Raw genomic sequence first — 15,314 nt, forward strand, 5'->3', positions numbered from 1 at the left:
GGCGCGGGCGCAGCTGTGGTGCGGCGCGCGTTGTCCGGACTGAGGAGAAAAGGAGAGAGGTCCATGAAATACAAGACGCTGGTTCGTTCGCTCGCGTGCGGGGGCGTGCTTTGGTTCGGCGCGCAGCAGGCGGCGTGCGCCGCCACCGAAATCCAGTTCTGGCATGCGATGGAGGCGGCGCTCGGCGAGCGCGTGAACGAGATCGCCTCGCAGTTCAACGCGTCGCAAAGCGATTACAAGATCGTGCCGGTCTTCAAGGGAACCTACGACCAGGCGCTCGCGGCTGGCATCGCCGCGTACCGCAGCGGCAACGCGCCGGCGATCCTGCAGGTGTACGAAGTGGGCACGGCGACGATGATGCAGGCGAAGAAGGCGGTGCTGCCCGTGTCCGACGTGTTCCGTCAGGCGGGCGTGCCGCTCGACGAGAAGGCGTTCGTGCCGACGATCGCGAGCTACTACAGCGACGCGAAGACGGGGCGCCTCGTGTCGATGCCGTTCAACAGCTCGACGCCCGTGCTGTACTACAACAAGGACGCATTCAAGAAGGCGGGCCTCGATCCGAACCAGCCGCCGAAGACGTGGGCCGACGTGAAGGCCGACGCGGAAAAGCTGAAGAAGGCGGGCTACGCGTGCGGCTACACGACGGGCTGGCAAGGCTGGATTCAGCTCGAGAATTACAGCGCGTGGCACGGCCTGCCGTTCGCGACGCGCAACAACGGCTTCGACGGCGCCGACGCGACGCTCGATTTCAACAAGCCGCAGCAGATCGCGCACATCCAGTTCCTGCAGGACATGGCGAAGGACGGCACGTTCACGTACGTCGGCCGCAAGGACGAGGCGACCGCGAAGTTCTACAGCGGCGACTGCGCGATCATGACGACCTCGTCCGGCGCGCTGGCGACAGTCCACAAGTACGCGAAGTTCGACTTCGGCACCGGGATGATGCCGTACGACGCGAACGTGAAGGGCGCGCCGCAGAACGCGATCATCGGCGGCGCGAGCCTGTGGGTGCTCGCGGGCAAGGACCCGGGCACGTACAAGGGCGTCGCGAAGTTCCTCGCGTATCTAAGCTCGCCCGCCGTCGCCGCGAAGTGGCACGAGGACACGGGCTATCTGCCCGTGACCACGGCCGCGTACGATCTCGCGCGCGAGCAGGGCTTCTACGCGAAGCATCCGGGCGCGGACACGGCCATCAAGCAGATGATGAACAAGCCGCCGCTGCCGTACACGAAGGGGTTGCGGCTCGGCAACATGCCGCAGATCCGCACGATCGTGGACGAGGAGCTCGAACAGGTGTGGGCGCAGAAGAAGACGCCGAAGGCGGCGCTCGATTCGGCCGCCGCGCGCGGCGACGAGTTGCTGCGCCGCTTCGAGAAGTCGGGCGGTTGAGCCTGCGCCGCCGGCGTGCGTCGTCGCCGGCGCGGCCCTTTCGCGCGTGCGGTTTCGCGAGCGAACGGGTTGCGCCGGCGGCCGCGCCCGGCGGCATTCGTCTGACTTCCGTCCGTTCGGAATCCTGCTGATGACACCCCATTCCCGTTTTGGCGCGAGCGCGCTGCCGTACCTGCTCGTCGCGCCGCAGCTCGCGATTACCGCGATCTTTTTCCTCTGGCCGGCGGGCGTCGCGCTCTGGCAGTCGACTCAGATGCAGGACGCGTTCGGCACGTCGAGCGAGTTCGTCGGCTTCGCCAATTTCGCACACCTGTTCGCCGATCCGCTCTATGTCGAATCGTTCAAGACGACGCTCGTGTTCAGCGCGAGCGTGACCGTCTGCGGGCTCGTCGTGTCGCTCTTGCTCGCCGCGTGCGCCGATCGCGTGATCCGCGGCGCTCGCGCGTACCGCACGCTCCTCATCTGGCCGTACGCGGTCGCGCCGACGATCGCCGCCGTGCTGTGGGCGTTCCTGTTCAACCCGAGCATCGGCGTGATCACGTATGTGCTCGCGCGCGCCGGCATCGTCTGGAATCACGCGCTGAACGGCGGCGAGGCGATGCTGCTCGTCGTGATCGCGTCGGTGTGGAAGCAGGTCAGCTACAACTTCCTGTTCTTCTATGCGGGGCTGCAGGCGATTCCGCGCTCGCTGATCGAGGCGGCCGCGATCGACGGCGCGGGCCCCGTGCGGCGCTTCTTCCACATCGCGCTGCCGCTGCTGTCGCCGACGAGTTTCTTCCTGCTCGTCGTCAATCTCGTCTATGCGTTCTTCGACACGTTCCCGGTGATCGACGCCGCGACCGCGGGCGGCCCGGGCCAGAGCACGAAGACGCTGATCTACAAGATCTACGCGGAAGGCTTCCAGGGGCTCGACATCGGTAGCTCGGGCGCGCAATCGGTGGTGCTGATGGCGATCGTCGTCGCGCTGACGGTGGTCCAGTTCCGCTTCGTCGAACGCAGGGTGCAATACGCATGATCGAAAATCGCAAGGGCTTCGACCTGTTCTGCCATGCGGTGCTGATCGCCGGAATCGTCGTGATCGTGTTTCCGGTGTACGTCGGCTTTTGCGCGGCGACGATGAACGCGCGCGAGGTGTTCACGGTGCCGCTCTCGCTCGTGCCGAGCACGCATCTTGTCGAGAACGTCACGTCGATCTGGCAGCGCGGCAGCGGCGGCATGACGACGCCGTTCGGCACGCTGCTCGTCAACAGCATCGTGATGGCGCTCGTGATCGCGGCGGGCAAGATCGCGGTGTCGATCCTGTCCGCGTACGCGATCGTCTATTTCCGCTTTCCGCTGCGCAACGCCGCGTTCTGGCTGATCTTCGTCACGCTGATGCTGCCCGTCGAGGTGCGGATCTTCCCGACCGTGCAGGTGGTGTCGACGCTGCATCTGACGAACAGCTACGCGGGCCTCACGTTGCCCCTCATCGCGTCGGCGACGGCGACCTTCCTGTTCCGGCAGTTCTTCATGACGCTGCCCGACGAGCTCGTCGACGCCGCGCGCATCGACGGCGCGGGGCCGCTGCGCTTCTTCTGGGACGTCGTGCTGCCGCTGTCGAAGACGAGCATCGCCGCGCTGTTCGTGATCACCTTCATCTACGGCTGGAACCAGTATCTGTGGCCGATCCTGATCACGACCGACGCGTCGCTCACGACGGCCGTCGTCGGCATCAAGTCGATGATCGCGAGCGGCGACGCCGCGACCGAATGGCATCTCGTGATGGCGGCGACGCTCGTCGCGATGCTGCCGCCCCTCGTCGTCGTGCTCGCGATGCAGCGCTGGTTCGTGCGCGGTCTCGTCGATTCGGAAAAATGAAACGCAATCTGGAGGATGTCGGAGCATGGCCGCGCTGAGCTTGAAGGGCGTCAGGAAAAGTTACGACGGCGCGCAATACGTGCTGCACGGGATCGACGTCGACATCGCCGACGGCGAGTTCGTCGTGCTCGTCGGGCCGTCGGGTTGCGGGAAATCGACGCTGTTGCGGATGATCGCCGGCCTCGAGACGGTGACGGAGGGCGAGATCGCGATCGGCGGGCGCGTCGTCAACGCGCTCGAGCCGAAGGATCGCGACATCGCGATGGTGTTTCAGAACTACGCGCTGTATCCGCACATGACGGTCGCGCAGAACATGGGCTACGGGCTCAAGATTCGCGGCGTCGAGCGCGCGCTGATCGACGCGCGCGTGCAGGCGGCCGCGCAGATCCTCGAGCTCGGGCCGCTGCTTGCGCGGCGGCCGCGCGAGCTGTCGGGCGGGCAGCGGCAGCGGGTCGCGATGGGGCGGGCGATCGTTCGCGAGCCGGCGGTGTTCCTGTTCGACGAGCCGCTGTCGAACCTCGACGCGAAGCTGCGCGTGCAGATGCGCCTCGAGATCCAGCGGCTGCACGCGCGGCTCGCGACGACGAGCGTCTACGTGACGCACGACCAGATCGAGGCGATGACGCTCGCGCAGCGCGTGATCGTGATGAATCGCGGCTACGCGGAGCAGATCGGCGCGCCCGTCGACGTGTACGAGAAGCCGGCGACGACGTTCGTCGCGAGCTTCATCGGCTCGCCCGCGATGAACCTGCTGCACGGGCGGCTGTCGGAAGACGGCGCGACGTTCGAGGTTGCGGACGGCGGCCCCCGGCTGCCGGTAGCGGGCGCCGCGGGCGTGGGCGGCGAGGTCGCGCCGGGGCGCGAATGGATACTCGGCGTGCGGCCCGAGCACATGACGCCGCAGCCGGGCGCCGCGCCCGCGACGCTCGCGGTCGATTCGTGCGAGCTGCTCGGCGCGGACAATCTCGCGCACGGCCGCTGGGGCGCGCGCGACGTCGCGGTGCGGCTGCCGCACGCGCTGCGTCCGGCGCGCGGCGAGACGCTGCCCGTCGCGTTGCCTGCGCAGCATCTGCATTTCTTCGATCCGGCGACGGGCAAGCGCGCCGGCTGATTCGATCGGCCGAGTTCACAATCCACTGGTCCACCGGTCCACCGCTTCCGACGAGACTGCGATGACGATCCTGCAAGCCTGGCCTTATCCGCGCGTGGTCGCGCACCGCGGCGGCGGCGCGCTGGCTCCCGAGAACACGCTCGCCGCGCTCGACACGGGCGCGCGCTACGGACACTCGATGGTCGAATTCGACGCGAAGTTGTCGGCGGACGGCGTCGCGTTCCTGCTGCACGACGACACGGTCGAGCGCACGTCGAACGGCGCCGGGGCCGCGTGCGAGCTGCGCTACGCGGCGCTCGAGGCGCTCGACGCGGGCGCGTGGTTCGACGCGCGTTTTTCCGGCGAGCGGATGCCGACGCTCGCGCAGGCGGCAGCACGGTGCGCCGCGCTCGGCCTCATGGCGAACGTCGAGATCAAGCCGTGCCCGGCGCGCGACGAAGAGACGGGCCGCGTCGTCGCGGCGGAGGCGGCCGCGCTGTGGCGCGACGCCGCCGTGCCGCCGCTGCTGTCGTCGTTTTCGGCGCAGGCGCTCGGCGCGGCGCGCGCGGCCGCGCCGGAGCTGCCGCGCGGGATGCTGTATGAGGAGATCCCGGCCGATTGGCTGGAGCAGACGCATCGGCTCGGCTGCGTCTCGCTGCACGCGCATCACGCGCAATTCAACGAGGCGCTCGTGCGCGACGTGAAAGCGGCGGGGTTGCGCATTCTCGCGTACACGGTGAACGATCCCGTGCGGGCGCGCGAACTTGCGGATTGGGGCGTGGATCTCGTCTGCACGGACCGGATCGACCTGATCGGCCCGGGCCTCGCCGGCCGGGAAGGATGAAACCGACGGTTTGCGCGCAACGCGCGAACGAAACTGCTCCGGCGGGGCCCCGCCGGAGCAAGAGGTGATGGCCGCCTCGTAACCTCAAGAAAATTCCGCTACAAATTGCAGCGGAATTAACCATTCCCCAAATATTCGACTACGCTTAGAAACGGTAGCCGATGTTCAGGTAGGTCACGATCGGATTCAGCGTGATCTTCGCTTGCGAGGTCTGCGTGAGCGTGCCGATCGGCGTCGGGCGCTGCGTCGTCAGCGTGGCCGTCAGGCTGACGGGGATGTACGACACCGACAGCCCGCCGAACCAGTGATCGGTGAAGTTGTAAGTGAAGCCTGCATTGAAAACGGGCGCCCACTGATTGCTGGTCTGCACGCTGGTCGGGCCGCCGAGCGCGCCGCGCTCGAATGCGCTGTTGGTGATCTTCGCGCCGGTGAACCAGATGTACGACGCGCCGATGCCGACGTAAGGCCGGAACTTCGCCTTCGCGTCGTTGAAGTAGTACTTGAGGAGGAGCGCCGGGCTCCATTGGTAAGCATGGCCGAGCACGCCGAACTGTTCGAGCGAGCCTTTGCCGTTCAGATTGAACCTTGGCGGGATCCCGGCGACCAATTCAGTGGCGATGTGATCCGTCACGAAGTAGCCGGCGGCGAAGCCGATGGTGTCCGCATTGTCGATGCCCGCGCCCGTGTTGGGCACCTCGTGATTGACCGGCGTGCCGCCGACGTTCATGACCTTGAGCGGATCGCTGCTGTCTTGAGGCGCGAGATGGAACCAGCCGGTCGTGACGTAGAAGCTGCCTGCGGATTGCGCGTGCGCCGTGCTCGCGGCTGCCGCGAAAGCGAGCGCGACGGCCCCCGTAATGGCCATTTTTTGTTTCATCCTTTGTCTCCTCCGATAAAAGGCGTGCTCATTATGACGACGGTGTTTCAAACAGGACAGAGTTGTAAGCTAGAGCGTTTTCCCTAGAATTCGCACGACCGTACGTATTCCCGCACCGCGGCGGGCTTTGGCGCGGACGCACTTATACGAGCCTTCGGGTATTTCCTAACGCGATCAAATGGACATTCAGCATGGCACGGCTAGCACGACTTTACGTACCTGATCAGCCGCAGCACGTGATTCTACGCGGCCTTGATCAGCAACCGGCGTTCGTCGACGACCAGGATTACGAATTATTCATCGATTGCCTGAAGGCGGCGGCGCGCGATCATCATCTGGCGGTGCACGCATACGTGCTGCTGCCGCGCCAGGTCCAGCTCCTCGTGACGCCGAGCGACGAGGCGAGCCTGCCGAAGGCGATGCAGGCCGTCGGCCGTCGCTACGTCGCGCATTTCAACCGGCGCTATTCGCGGCGCGGCACGTTGTGGGAAGGGCGCTATCGCGCGACCGTCATCGAGGGCGAGCGCTACTTCCTGCTCGCGAGCCGCGTCGTCGAGATGAGCCCGGTGCGCGCGCAGCTCGTGACGAGCGCGGACGCGTACCGCTGGTCGAGCTATCGGCATCACGTCGGCCTTACCGTCGACAGCCTGATCACCGACCACCCACTCTACTGGGCGCTCGGCAACACGCCGTTCGAGCGACAGCGCGCGTACAAGGAGCTGTGCGAGCAGCCGCTCGACGAGCGTCAGGCCGATCAGCTCCAGCAGGCGACGTTGAAGGGCTGGGTGCTCGGCGGCGAAACCTACCGCGAATGGGCGGCGCGCACCGCGAACCGGCGCGTGTCGCCGCTGCCGCGCGGACGGCCCCGCAAGGTGCGCGAGAACACGCCGCCCATCCAGCAGTGAGCGCGCGGGCGGCGCGGCGCGAGGCGGCATCCGTGGATGCCGCTCATTTTTGCCCCATTTTGATGCAGCCCCAATAAAATGATGTGATCGTGCACCAAGTTTGTAATTGGGGATCGAACATCGGGATTTAGTTGCTATTCCTTTGATTCGTCGCGTATATTCCGAATTCCGGCAATCGCAGCCCCACCCATTCCTGCACCGGCCGGCCGCGTCGCGATCCACACGAAGGGGGACGACGGGCAACAAGTACATGGTTCAACGGCCGCGAGGCCCCTTTCCGACGGTGTCCCCATGATCGACCATCAGCAGTCGAAGAGCGCGCTTCCCGCCGCGCAAGGTCTGTACGACCCGCAAAACGAGCACGACGCCTGCGGCGTCGGCTTCGTCGCTCACATCAAGGGCAAGAAAAGCCACGAAATCATCGAGCAGGGTCTGAAGATCCTCGAGAATCTCGATCACCGCGGCGCGGTCGGCGCCGATCCGCTGATGGGCGACGGCGCGGGCATCCTGATCCAGATCCCGGACGCGTTCTACCGCGAGGAAATGGCGAAGCAGGACGTGACGCTGCCGCCCGCCGGCGAATATGGGGTTGGGATGATCTTCCTGCCGAAGGAGAGCGCGTCGCGGATCGCGTGCGAGCAGGAGCTCGAGCGCACCGTGAAGGCGGAAGGCCAGGTCGTGCTCGGCTGGCGCGACGTGCCGGTCGACCATGCGATGCCGATCTCGCCCGCGGTGAAGGCGAGCGAGCCCGTGATCCGCCAGATCTTCATCGGCCGCGGCAAGGACGTGATGGTGACGGACGCGCTCGAGCGCAAGCTCTACGTGATCCGCAAGACCGCAAGCCACCGGATTCAGGCGCTCAAGCTGAAGCACGGCAAGGAATACTTCGTGCCGTCGATGTCGGCGCGCACGGTCGTCTACAAGGGGCTGCTGCTCGCGGGCCAGGTCGGTGTCTACTATCGCGATCTGCAGGACGAGCGCGTCGTGTCGGCGCTCGCGCTCGTGCACCAGCGCTTCTCGACGAACACCTTCCCGGCGTGGGAGCTCGCGCACCCGTACCGGATGATCGCGCACAACGGCGAGATCAACACGGTGAAGGGCAACGTCAACTGGCTGAACGCGCGCACCGGCGCGATCGCGTCGCACGTGCTCGGCGACGATCTGCCGAAGCTCTGGCCGCTCATCTATCCCGGCCAGTCCGATACGGCCTCGTTCGACAACTGCCTCGAGCTGCTCGTGATGGCGGGCTATCCGCTCGTGCACGCGGTGATGATGATGATTCCGGAGGCGTGGGAGCAGCACACGCTGATGGACGACAACCGCCGCGCGTTCTACGAATACCACGCCGCGATGATGGAGCCGTGGGACGGCCCCGCCGCGATCGCGTTCACCGACGGCCGCCAGATCGGCGCGACGCTCGACCGCAACGGCCTGCGCCCGGCGCGCTACATCATCACCGACGACGATCTCGTGATCATGGCGTCGGAAGCGGGCGTGCTGCCGATCCCCGAATCGAGGATCGTCAAGAAGTGGCGCCTGCAGCCGGGCAAGATGTTCCTGATCGACATGGAGCACGGCCGGATCATCGACGACAAGGAACTGAAGGACAACCTCGCGAACGCGAAGCCGTACAAGAGCTGGATCGACGCGGTGCGCATCAAGCTCGACGAGATCGAGCCGCAGGACGAGGACGTGGCCGCCGCGCGCCGCTCGTCGGCCGTGCTGCTCGACCGCCAGCAGGCGTTCGGCTACACGCAGGAGGACCTGAAGTTCCTGATGGCGCCGATGGCGCAGCAGGGCGAGGAAGCGGTCGGCTCGATGGGCAACGATTCGCCGTTGGCCGTCATGTCGAACAAGAACAAGACGCTCTACCACTACTTCAAGCAGCTGTTCGCGCAGGTCACGAACCCGCCGATCGATCCGATCCGCGAAAACATGGTGATGTCGCTCGTGTCGTTCATCGGCCCGAAGCCGAACCTGCTCGACACGAACAACATCAACCCGCCGATGCGCCTCGAAGTGTCGCAGCCCGTGCTCGACTTCAAGGACATCGCGAAGATCCGCTTGATCGATCGCTACACGGGCGGCAAGTTCAGCGCGTACGAGCTGAACATCTGCTATCCGGTCGCGTGGGGCAAGGAAGGCATCGAGGCGCGCCTCGCGTCGCTGTGCGCGGAAGCCGTCGACGCGGTGAAGTCGGGCTACAACATCCTGATCGTGTCCGATCGCAAGACGGATGCGGAGAACGTCGCGATTCCGGCGCTTCTCGCGACGTCGGCGATCCACACGCACCTCGTGCAGCAGGGCCTGCGCACGAGCACGGGCCTCGTCGTCGAGACGGGTTCCGCGCGCGAGACGCACCACTTCGCGCTGCTCGCCGGATACGGCGCGGAGGCCGTGCATCCGTACCTCGCGATGGAAACGCTCGCGAAGATGGCGCAAGGCCTGCCGGGCGACCTGTCGCCGGAGAAGGCGGTCTACAACTTCACGAAGGCGGTCGGCAAGGGCCTGCAGAAGGTGATGTCGAAGATGGGCATCTCCACGTACATGTCGTACACCGGCGCGCAGATCTTCGAGGCGCTCGGCCTGTCGACCGAGCTCGTCGACAAGTACTTCAGGGGCACGGCGTCGAAGGTGGGCGGCATCGGCCTGTTCGACGTGGCCGACGAAGCGATCCGCCTGCACCGCGACGCGTTCGGCGACAACCCGGTTCTCGCCGACATGCTCGACGCGGGCGGCGAATATGCGTTCCGCGTGCGCGGCGAGGATCACATGTGGACGCCCGATTCGATCGCGAAGCTGCAGCACGCGACGCGCGGCAACTCGTACCAGACGTACAAGGAATACGCACACCTGATCAACGATCAGACGAAGCGCCACATGACGCTGCGCGGCCTGTTCGAGTTCAAGGTCGATCCGATGAAGGCGATTCCGATCGACGAGGTCGAGCCGGCCAAGGAGATCGTCAAGCGCTTCGCGACGGGCGCGATGTCGCTCGGCTCGATCAGCACGGAAGCGCACACGACGCTCGCGATCGCGATGAACCGGATCGGCGGCAAGTCGAACACCGGCGAAGGCGGCGAGGACGAGAACCGCTATCGCAACGAGCTGCGCGGCATTCCGATCAAGGTCGGCGACACGCTGAAATCGGTGATCGGCGACGAAATCGTCCGCGACATTCCGCTGAAGGAAGGCGATTCGCTGCGCTCGAAGATCAAGCAGGTCGCGTCGGGCCGCTTCGGCGTGACGGCCGAGTATCTCGCGTCGGCGGACCAGATCCAGATCAAGATGGCGCAGGGCGCGAAGCCGGGCGAGGGCGGCCAGCTGCCGGGCCACAAGGTGTCCGAATACATCGGCAAGCTGCGCTATTCGGTGCCGGGCGTCGGCCTCATCTCGCCGCCGCCGCACCACGACATCTATTCGATCGAGGATCTCGCGCAACTGATCCACGACCTGAAGAACGTCAATCCGGTCGCGAGCATCTCGGTGAAGCTCGTGTCGGAAGTGGGCGTCGGCACGGTCGCGGCGGGCGTCGCGAAGGCGAAGGCCGATCACGTCGTGATCGCGGGCCACGACGGCGGCACGGGCGCTTCGCCGCTGTCGTCGGTCAAGCACGCGGGCACGCCGTGGGAGCTCGGCCTCGCCGAGACGCAGCAGACGCTCGTGCTGAACCGCCTGCGCGGGCGCATCCGCGTGCAGGCCGACGGCCAGATGAAGACGGGCCGCGACATCGTGATCGGCGCGTTGCTCGGCGCGGACGAATTCGGCTTCGCGACGGCGCCGCTCGTCGTCGAAGGCTGCATCATGATGCGCAAGTGCCATCTGAACACGTGCCCGGTCGGCGTCGCGACGCAAGACCCGGTGCTGCGCGCGAAGTTCTCGGGCCAGCCCGAGCACGTCGTCAACTACTTCTTCTTCGTCGCCGAGGAAGCGCGCGAGATCATGGCGCAGCTCGGCATCGCGAAGTTCGACGATCTCGTCGGCCGCGCCGATCTGCTCGACATGCGCCGCGGCGTCGAGCACTGGAAGGCGAAGGGCCTCGACTTCTCGCGCGTGTTCTACCAGCCGGAAGGCTGCGAAGGCATCGCGCGCCGCCACCTCGAATCGCAGGACCACGGCCTCGAGCGCGCGCTCGATCACACGCTGATCGAGAAGGCGAAGGCCGCGATCGACAAGGGCGAGCACGTGTCGTTCATCCAGCCGGTGCGCAACGTGAACCGCACGGTCGGCGCGATGCTGTCCGGCGCGATCGCGAAGAAGCACGGCCACGACGGCCTCGCCGACGACGCGGTCCACATCCAGCTGAAGGGCACGGCGGGCCAGAGCTTCGGCGCGTTCCTCGCGAAGGGCGTGACGCTCGACCTCGTCGGCGACGGCAACGACTACGTCGGCAAGGGGCTGTCGGGCGGCCGGATCATCATCCGTCCGACCAACGACTTCCGCGGCAAGTCCGAGGAAAACATCATCTGCGGCAACACGGTGATGTACGGCGCGCTCGAGGGCGAGGCGTTCTTCCGCGGCGTCGCGGGCGAGCGCTTCTGCGTGCGCAACTCGGGGGCGACGGCCGTCGTCGAGGGCACGGGCGACCACGGCTGCGAATACATGACGGGCGGCACGGTCGTCGTGCTCGGCGAGACGGGCCGCAACTTCGCGGCCGGCATGTCGGGCGGCGTCGCGTACGTGTACGACCCGGACGGCACGTTCGCCGCGAAGTGCAACAAGTCGATGGTCGCGCTCGATCCGGTGCTGCAGCAGGCCGAGCAGGAGCGCACGATCGATCCCGCGCTCTGGCATGCGGGCGCGACGGACGAAGCGCTGCTCAAGGGGCTCGTCGAGCGCCACTTTCAGTTCACCGGCTCGCCGCGCGCGAAGTCGCTGCTCGAAAACTGGGATGCGGCGCGCCGCCAGTTCGTGAAGGTGTTCCCGCACGAATACAAGCGCGCGCTCGGCGAAATCGGCGCGAAAAAGAAAGCGGGCGAGGTGCTCGCCGCCTGACGCAAAGCAGCTCGACGACATAGCGAACGCGCCCGTCCGATGGGCGGGCGCGGGTCCCCCTTACTCGATTCAACAGATTCAGAAGAGAACCTCATGGGCAAGATCACCGGTTTTCTGGAGTACGAGCGCCGTCACGAGGCGTACGAAGCGCCGCTCACGCGCGTGAAGCACTACAAGGAATTCGTCGCGGCGCTGACCGACGAGGACGCGAAGATCCAGGGCGCGCGCTGCATGGACTGCGGCATCCCGTTTTGCAACAACGGCTGCCCCGTCAACAACGTCATTCCGGACTTCAACGATCTCGTGTACCGCCAGGACTGGCGGCAGGCGATCGACGTGCTGCACTCGACCAACAACTTCCCCGAGTTCACGGGCCGCATCTGCCCGGCGCCGTGCGAAGCGGCGTGCACGCTCGGGATCAACGACGACGCCGTCGGCATCAAGTCGATCGAGCACGCGATCATCGACAAGGCGTGGGCGCAAGGCTGGGTCGAGCCGCAGCCGGCCGCGCACAAGACGGGCAAGAAGGTCGCGGTCGTCGGCTCCGGCCCCGCGGGCCTCGCCGCCGCGCAGCAGCTCGCGCGCGCGGGCCACGACGTGACGGTGTTCGAGAAGAACGACCGGATCGGCGGCCTGTTGCGCTACGGGATTCCCGACTTCAAGCTCGAGAAGTGGCTGATCGACCGCCGGATGCGCCAGATGGAAGCGGAAGGCGTGACGTTCCGCACGAGCGTGTTCATCGGCCGCGATCCGCTGCCCGAGTCGATCGGCAACATGGCGAAGGAGACGATTTCGCCGCAGACGCTGAAGGACGAATTCGACGCGGTCGTGATCGCGGGCGGCTCGGAGACGCCGCGCGATCTGCCGGTGCCGGGCCGCGAGCTCGCCGGCATTCATTACGCGATGGAGTTCCTGCCGCAGCAGAACCGCGTGAACGCGGGCGACAAGGTGGCCGATCAACTGCTCGCGAAGGGCAAGCATGTCGTCGTGATCGGCGGCGGCGACACGGGCTCGGACTGCGTCGGCACGTCCAACCGCCACGGCGCGAAGCAGGTCACGCAGTTCGAGTTGCTGCCGCAGCCGCCCGAAGCGGAGGACAAGCCGCTCGTGTGGCCGTACTGGCCGATCAAGCTGCGCACGTCGTCGTCGCACGAGGAAGGCTGCGAGCGCGACTGGGCGGTCGCGACGAAGCGCTTCGAAGGCAGGAACGGCAAGGTCGAGAAGCTGATCGCGGTGCGCGTCGCGTGGGTCGACGGCAAGATGCAGGAGGTGCCGAATTCCGAGTTCGAGATCAAGGCCGATCTCGTGCTGCTCGCGATGGGCTTCACGCAGCCGGTTGCGCCCGTGCTCGAGGCGTTCGGCGTTGCGAAGGACGCACGCGGCAACGCGCGCGCGGGCACCGAAGGCGACCGCGCGTACTACACGTCGGTCGACAAGGTGTTCGCCGCGGGCGACATGCGCCGCGGCCAGTCGCTCGTCGTCTGGGCGATCCGCGAAGGCCGCCAGTGCGCGCGCTCGGTCGACGCGTACCTGATGGGCAGCTCGGAACTGCCGCGCTGAACGCGCCGGCGTTCGCCGCAGCGCCGCTTCGACGAACAGGGCGTCCGCATGGACGCCCGTTTTTTTTGCGCGATCGCTTCGCCGTGCGCGCTTTGCAGGCATCGCGCGGCTCGCGGCGGCGGAGCCGGCGGCGCGCGCCGCACCCGGCGCGCGGCCTTTCATCTTCCTCTACAAAAATTTCATTTTGTAAGAGTCGGCGAAACCTGTCATATCATGTCGGCCCTCGGCCGGCTAAGACCGGAATCAAGACAAAATCCGACCCCAAATCAGGAGATGATGGATGGAAGGCTTCGTGCATGCGTTGATCGACGGCATCAACGGCATTCTCTGGAACTACGTGCTGATTGCGCTGCTGCTGGGCGCGGGCGTGTGGTTCACGCTGCGCTTCAGGATGATCCAACTGCGCGCGCTGTTTCTCAGCATGCGCCTCGTCGGCAGCAAGGGCGAGCCGGGCAGTATCTCGTCGTTCCAGGCGTTCGCGACCGGGCTCGCGAGCCGCGTCGGCACGGGCAACATCGCGGGCGTCGCGGTCGCGATGACGGTAGGCGGCCCGGGCGCGATCTTCTGGATGTGGGTGACGGCGCTCGTCGGGATGTCGTCGGCGTTCGTCGAGGCGACGCTCGCGCAAATCTTCAAGGTGTCGCATCATGACGGCACGTATCGCGGCGGCCCCGCGTACTACATCCAGATCGGGCTGCGCTCGCGCGGCTTCGGCGTGCTGTTCTCGCTGTCGCTGATTCTCGCGTTCGGCTTCGTGTTCAACGCGGTGCAGGCGAATGCGATCGCCGAGGCGTTCAACACGTCGTTCGGCGTGAGCCGCGCCGCGGTCGGGCTCGGGCTCGTCGTGCTGACGGCGCCGATCATCTTCGGCGGCATTCGCCGGATCGCGCATGTCGCGCAGGTGATCGTGCCCGTGATGGCGATCGGCTATCTCGCGCTTGCCGTCTATGCGGTCGCGACGCACGTCGCGCTCGTGCCGGACATGATCGTGCTCATCGTGAAGAGCGCGTTTGGCTTCGAGCAGGCGGCGGGCGGCTTCGCCGGCTACGCGGTGAGCCAGGCGGTGTCGATCGGCGTGAAGCGGGGCCTCTTCTCGAACGAGGCCGGGATGGGCAGCGCGCCGAACGCGGCCGCGACCGCCAGCACGCGGCATCCGGTCACGCAGGGCCTGATTCAGATGCTCGGCGTGTTCGTCGACACGATCGTGATCTGCAGCGCGACCGCGTTCGTGATCCTGTTGTCGGGGCAGTACGAGGCGGGCACGTCGATGGAAGGCGCGGCGCTCACGCAGCGCGCGATCTCGAGCCACGTCGGCGATTGGGGAGGCATCTATATGGCGGTGGCGATCTTCTTCCTCGCGTTTTCTTCGGTGATCGGCAACTACGCGTATGCGGAAGGCAACGTCGAATTCGTCACGAGCCGGCGCGGCGCGCTGCTGGTGTTCCGCCTCGCGGTGCTCGGGATGGTGATGTTCGGCAGCGTCGGCCAACTGCCGCTCGTGTGGGCGATGGCCGATACCAGCATGGGCCTGATGGCGCTCATCAACCTGCTCGCGATCCTCATGCTCGGCAAGTACGCGCTCGCCGCGTGGCGCGATTACCAGCGCCAGCGCGCGGCGGGCGTGACCGATCCGGTGTTCACGCGCAGGACGATTCCCGAGCTCGCGAAGGTGCTCCCGGACGACGTGTGGGGCGAGCACGGGCCGCTGCCGCAGGGCGACAAGCTCGCGGCGGGACGCGGCGCGGGCGCGGCCGGGGCAACGGGGGTCGCGGAGCCGTTCGGCTCCGCACGGTAAAG

10 protein-coding genes are annotated in these 15,314 nt (G+C 66.6%); 9 read left to right on the forward strand and 1 reads right to left on the reverse strand.

Translation table 11 applies throughout. The annotated features are described in order from the left end of the window. Positions 1-63 precede the first annotated feature (63 nt). From ugpB to ugpQ, 5 genes are all read left to right on the forward strand, one after another. On the forward strand, positions 64-1,389 hold the full coding sequence (ugpB, locus tag WS78_RS00835) for a sn-glycerol-3-phosphate ABC transporter substrate-binding protein UgpB (RefSeq protein ID WP_038749692.1): 1,326 nt from the start codon (positions 64-66) through the stop codon (positions 1,387-1,389). A gap of 130 nt (positions 1,390-1,519) precedes the next feature. Then, positions 1,520-2,404: a sn-glycerol-3-phosphate ABC transporter permease UgpA gene (gene ugpA, locus WS78_RS00840; protein ID WP_038749694.1), complete on the forward strand. Its 885-nt coding sequence runs from the start codon at positions 1,520-1,522 to the stop codon at positions 2,402-2,404. Then, complete coding sequence (ugpE, locus tag WS78_RS00845; RefSeq protein ID WP_038749697.1) at positions 2,401-3,246, forward strand: sn-glycerol-3-phosphate ABC transporter permease UgpE; 846 nt, start codon at positions 2,401-2,403, stop codon at positions 3,244-3,246. Before ugpA ends, ugpE begins: the two co-directional genes overlap by 4 nt. A gap of 25 nt (positions 3,247-3,271) precedes the next feature. Next, on the forward strand, positions 3,272-4,357 hold the full coding sequence (locus WS78_RS00850) for a sn-glycerol-3-phosphate import ATP-binding protein UgpC (RefSeq protein ID WP_059577364.1): 1,086 nt from the start codon (positions 3,272-3,274) through the stop codon (positions 4,355-4,357). A gap of 61 nt (positions 4,358-4,418) precedes the next feature. Further along, on the forward strand, positions 4,419-5,180 hold the full coding sequence (gene ugpQ, locus WS78_RS00855) for a glycerophosphodiester phosphodiesterase (protein WP_059577361.1): 762 nt from the start codon (positions 4,419-4,421) through the stop codon (positions 5,178-5,180). A 145-nt stretch (positions 5,181-5,325) separates the two neighbouring features. On the opposite strand, the gene WS78_RS00860 is transcribed toward ugpQ, so the two are convergent. Continuing rightward, a complete protein-coding gene (locus tag WS78_RS00860; RefSeq protein ID WP_038749704.1) occupies positions 5,326-6,057 on the reverse strand; it encodes an OmpW/AlkL family protein in 732 nt (243 codons plus the stop codon). Positions 6,058-6,248: 191 nt separating this feature from the next. Here WS78_RS00860 and WS78_RS00865 point away from each other — a divergent pair, with 191 nt between their 5' ends. The 4 genes from WS78_RS00865 (at position 6,249) to WS78_RS00880 (ending at position 15,312) form a co-directional block, all read left to right on the forward strand. Next, entirely contained in the window at positions 6,249-6,962 is a 714-nt protein-coding gene (locus WS78_RS00865) for a transposase (RefSeq protein WP_004196743.1), read from the forward strand. A 291-nt stretch (positions 6,963-7,253) separates the two neighbouring features. Then, the gene (locus tag WS78_RS00870) at positions 7,254-11,957 is read left to right on the forward strand and encodes a glutamate synthase-related protein (protein WP_059577358.1); all 4,704 of its coding nucleotides are present in this window, start codon (positions 7,254-7,256) and stop codon (positions 11,955-11,957) included. A gap of 93 nt (positions 11,958-12,050) precedes the next feature. Further along, the gene (locus tag WS78_RS00875; protein ID WP_038749710.1) at positions 12,051-13,517 is read left to right on the forward strand and encodes a glutamate synthase subunit beta; all 1,467 of its coding nucleotides are present in this window, start codon (positions 12,051-12,053) and stop codon (positions 13,515-13,517) included. A 280-nt stretch (positions 13,518-13,797) separates the two neighbouring features. Next, positions 13,798-15,312, forward strand: a complete 1,515-nt coding sequence (locus WS78_RS00880; RefSeq protein WP_059577355.1) for an alanine/glycine:cation symporter family protein — start codon at positions 13,798-13,800, stop codon at positions 15,310-15,312. Positions 15,313-15,314: the final 2 nt, after the last annotated feature.

Origin of the sequence: Burkholderia savannae (genome assembly GCF_001524445.2) — a bacterium.
Taxonomy (GTDB): Bacteria; Pseudomonadota; Gammaproteobacteria; order Burkholderiales; family Burkholderiaceae; genus Burkholderia; species Burkholderia savannae.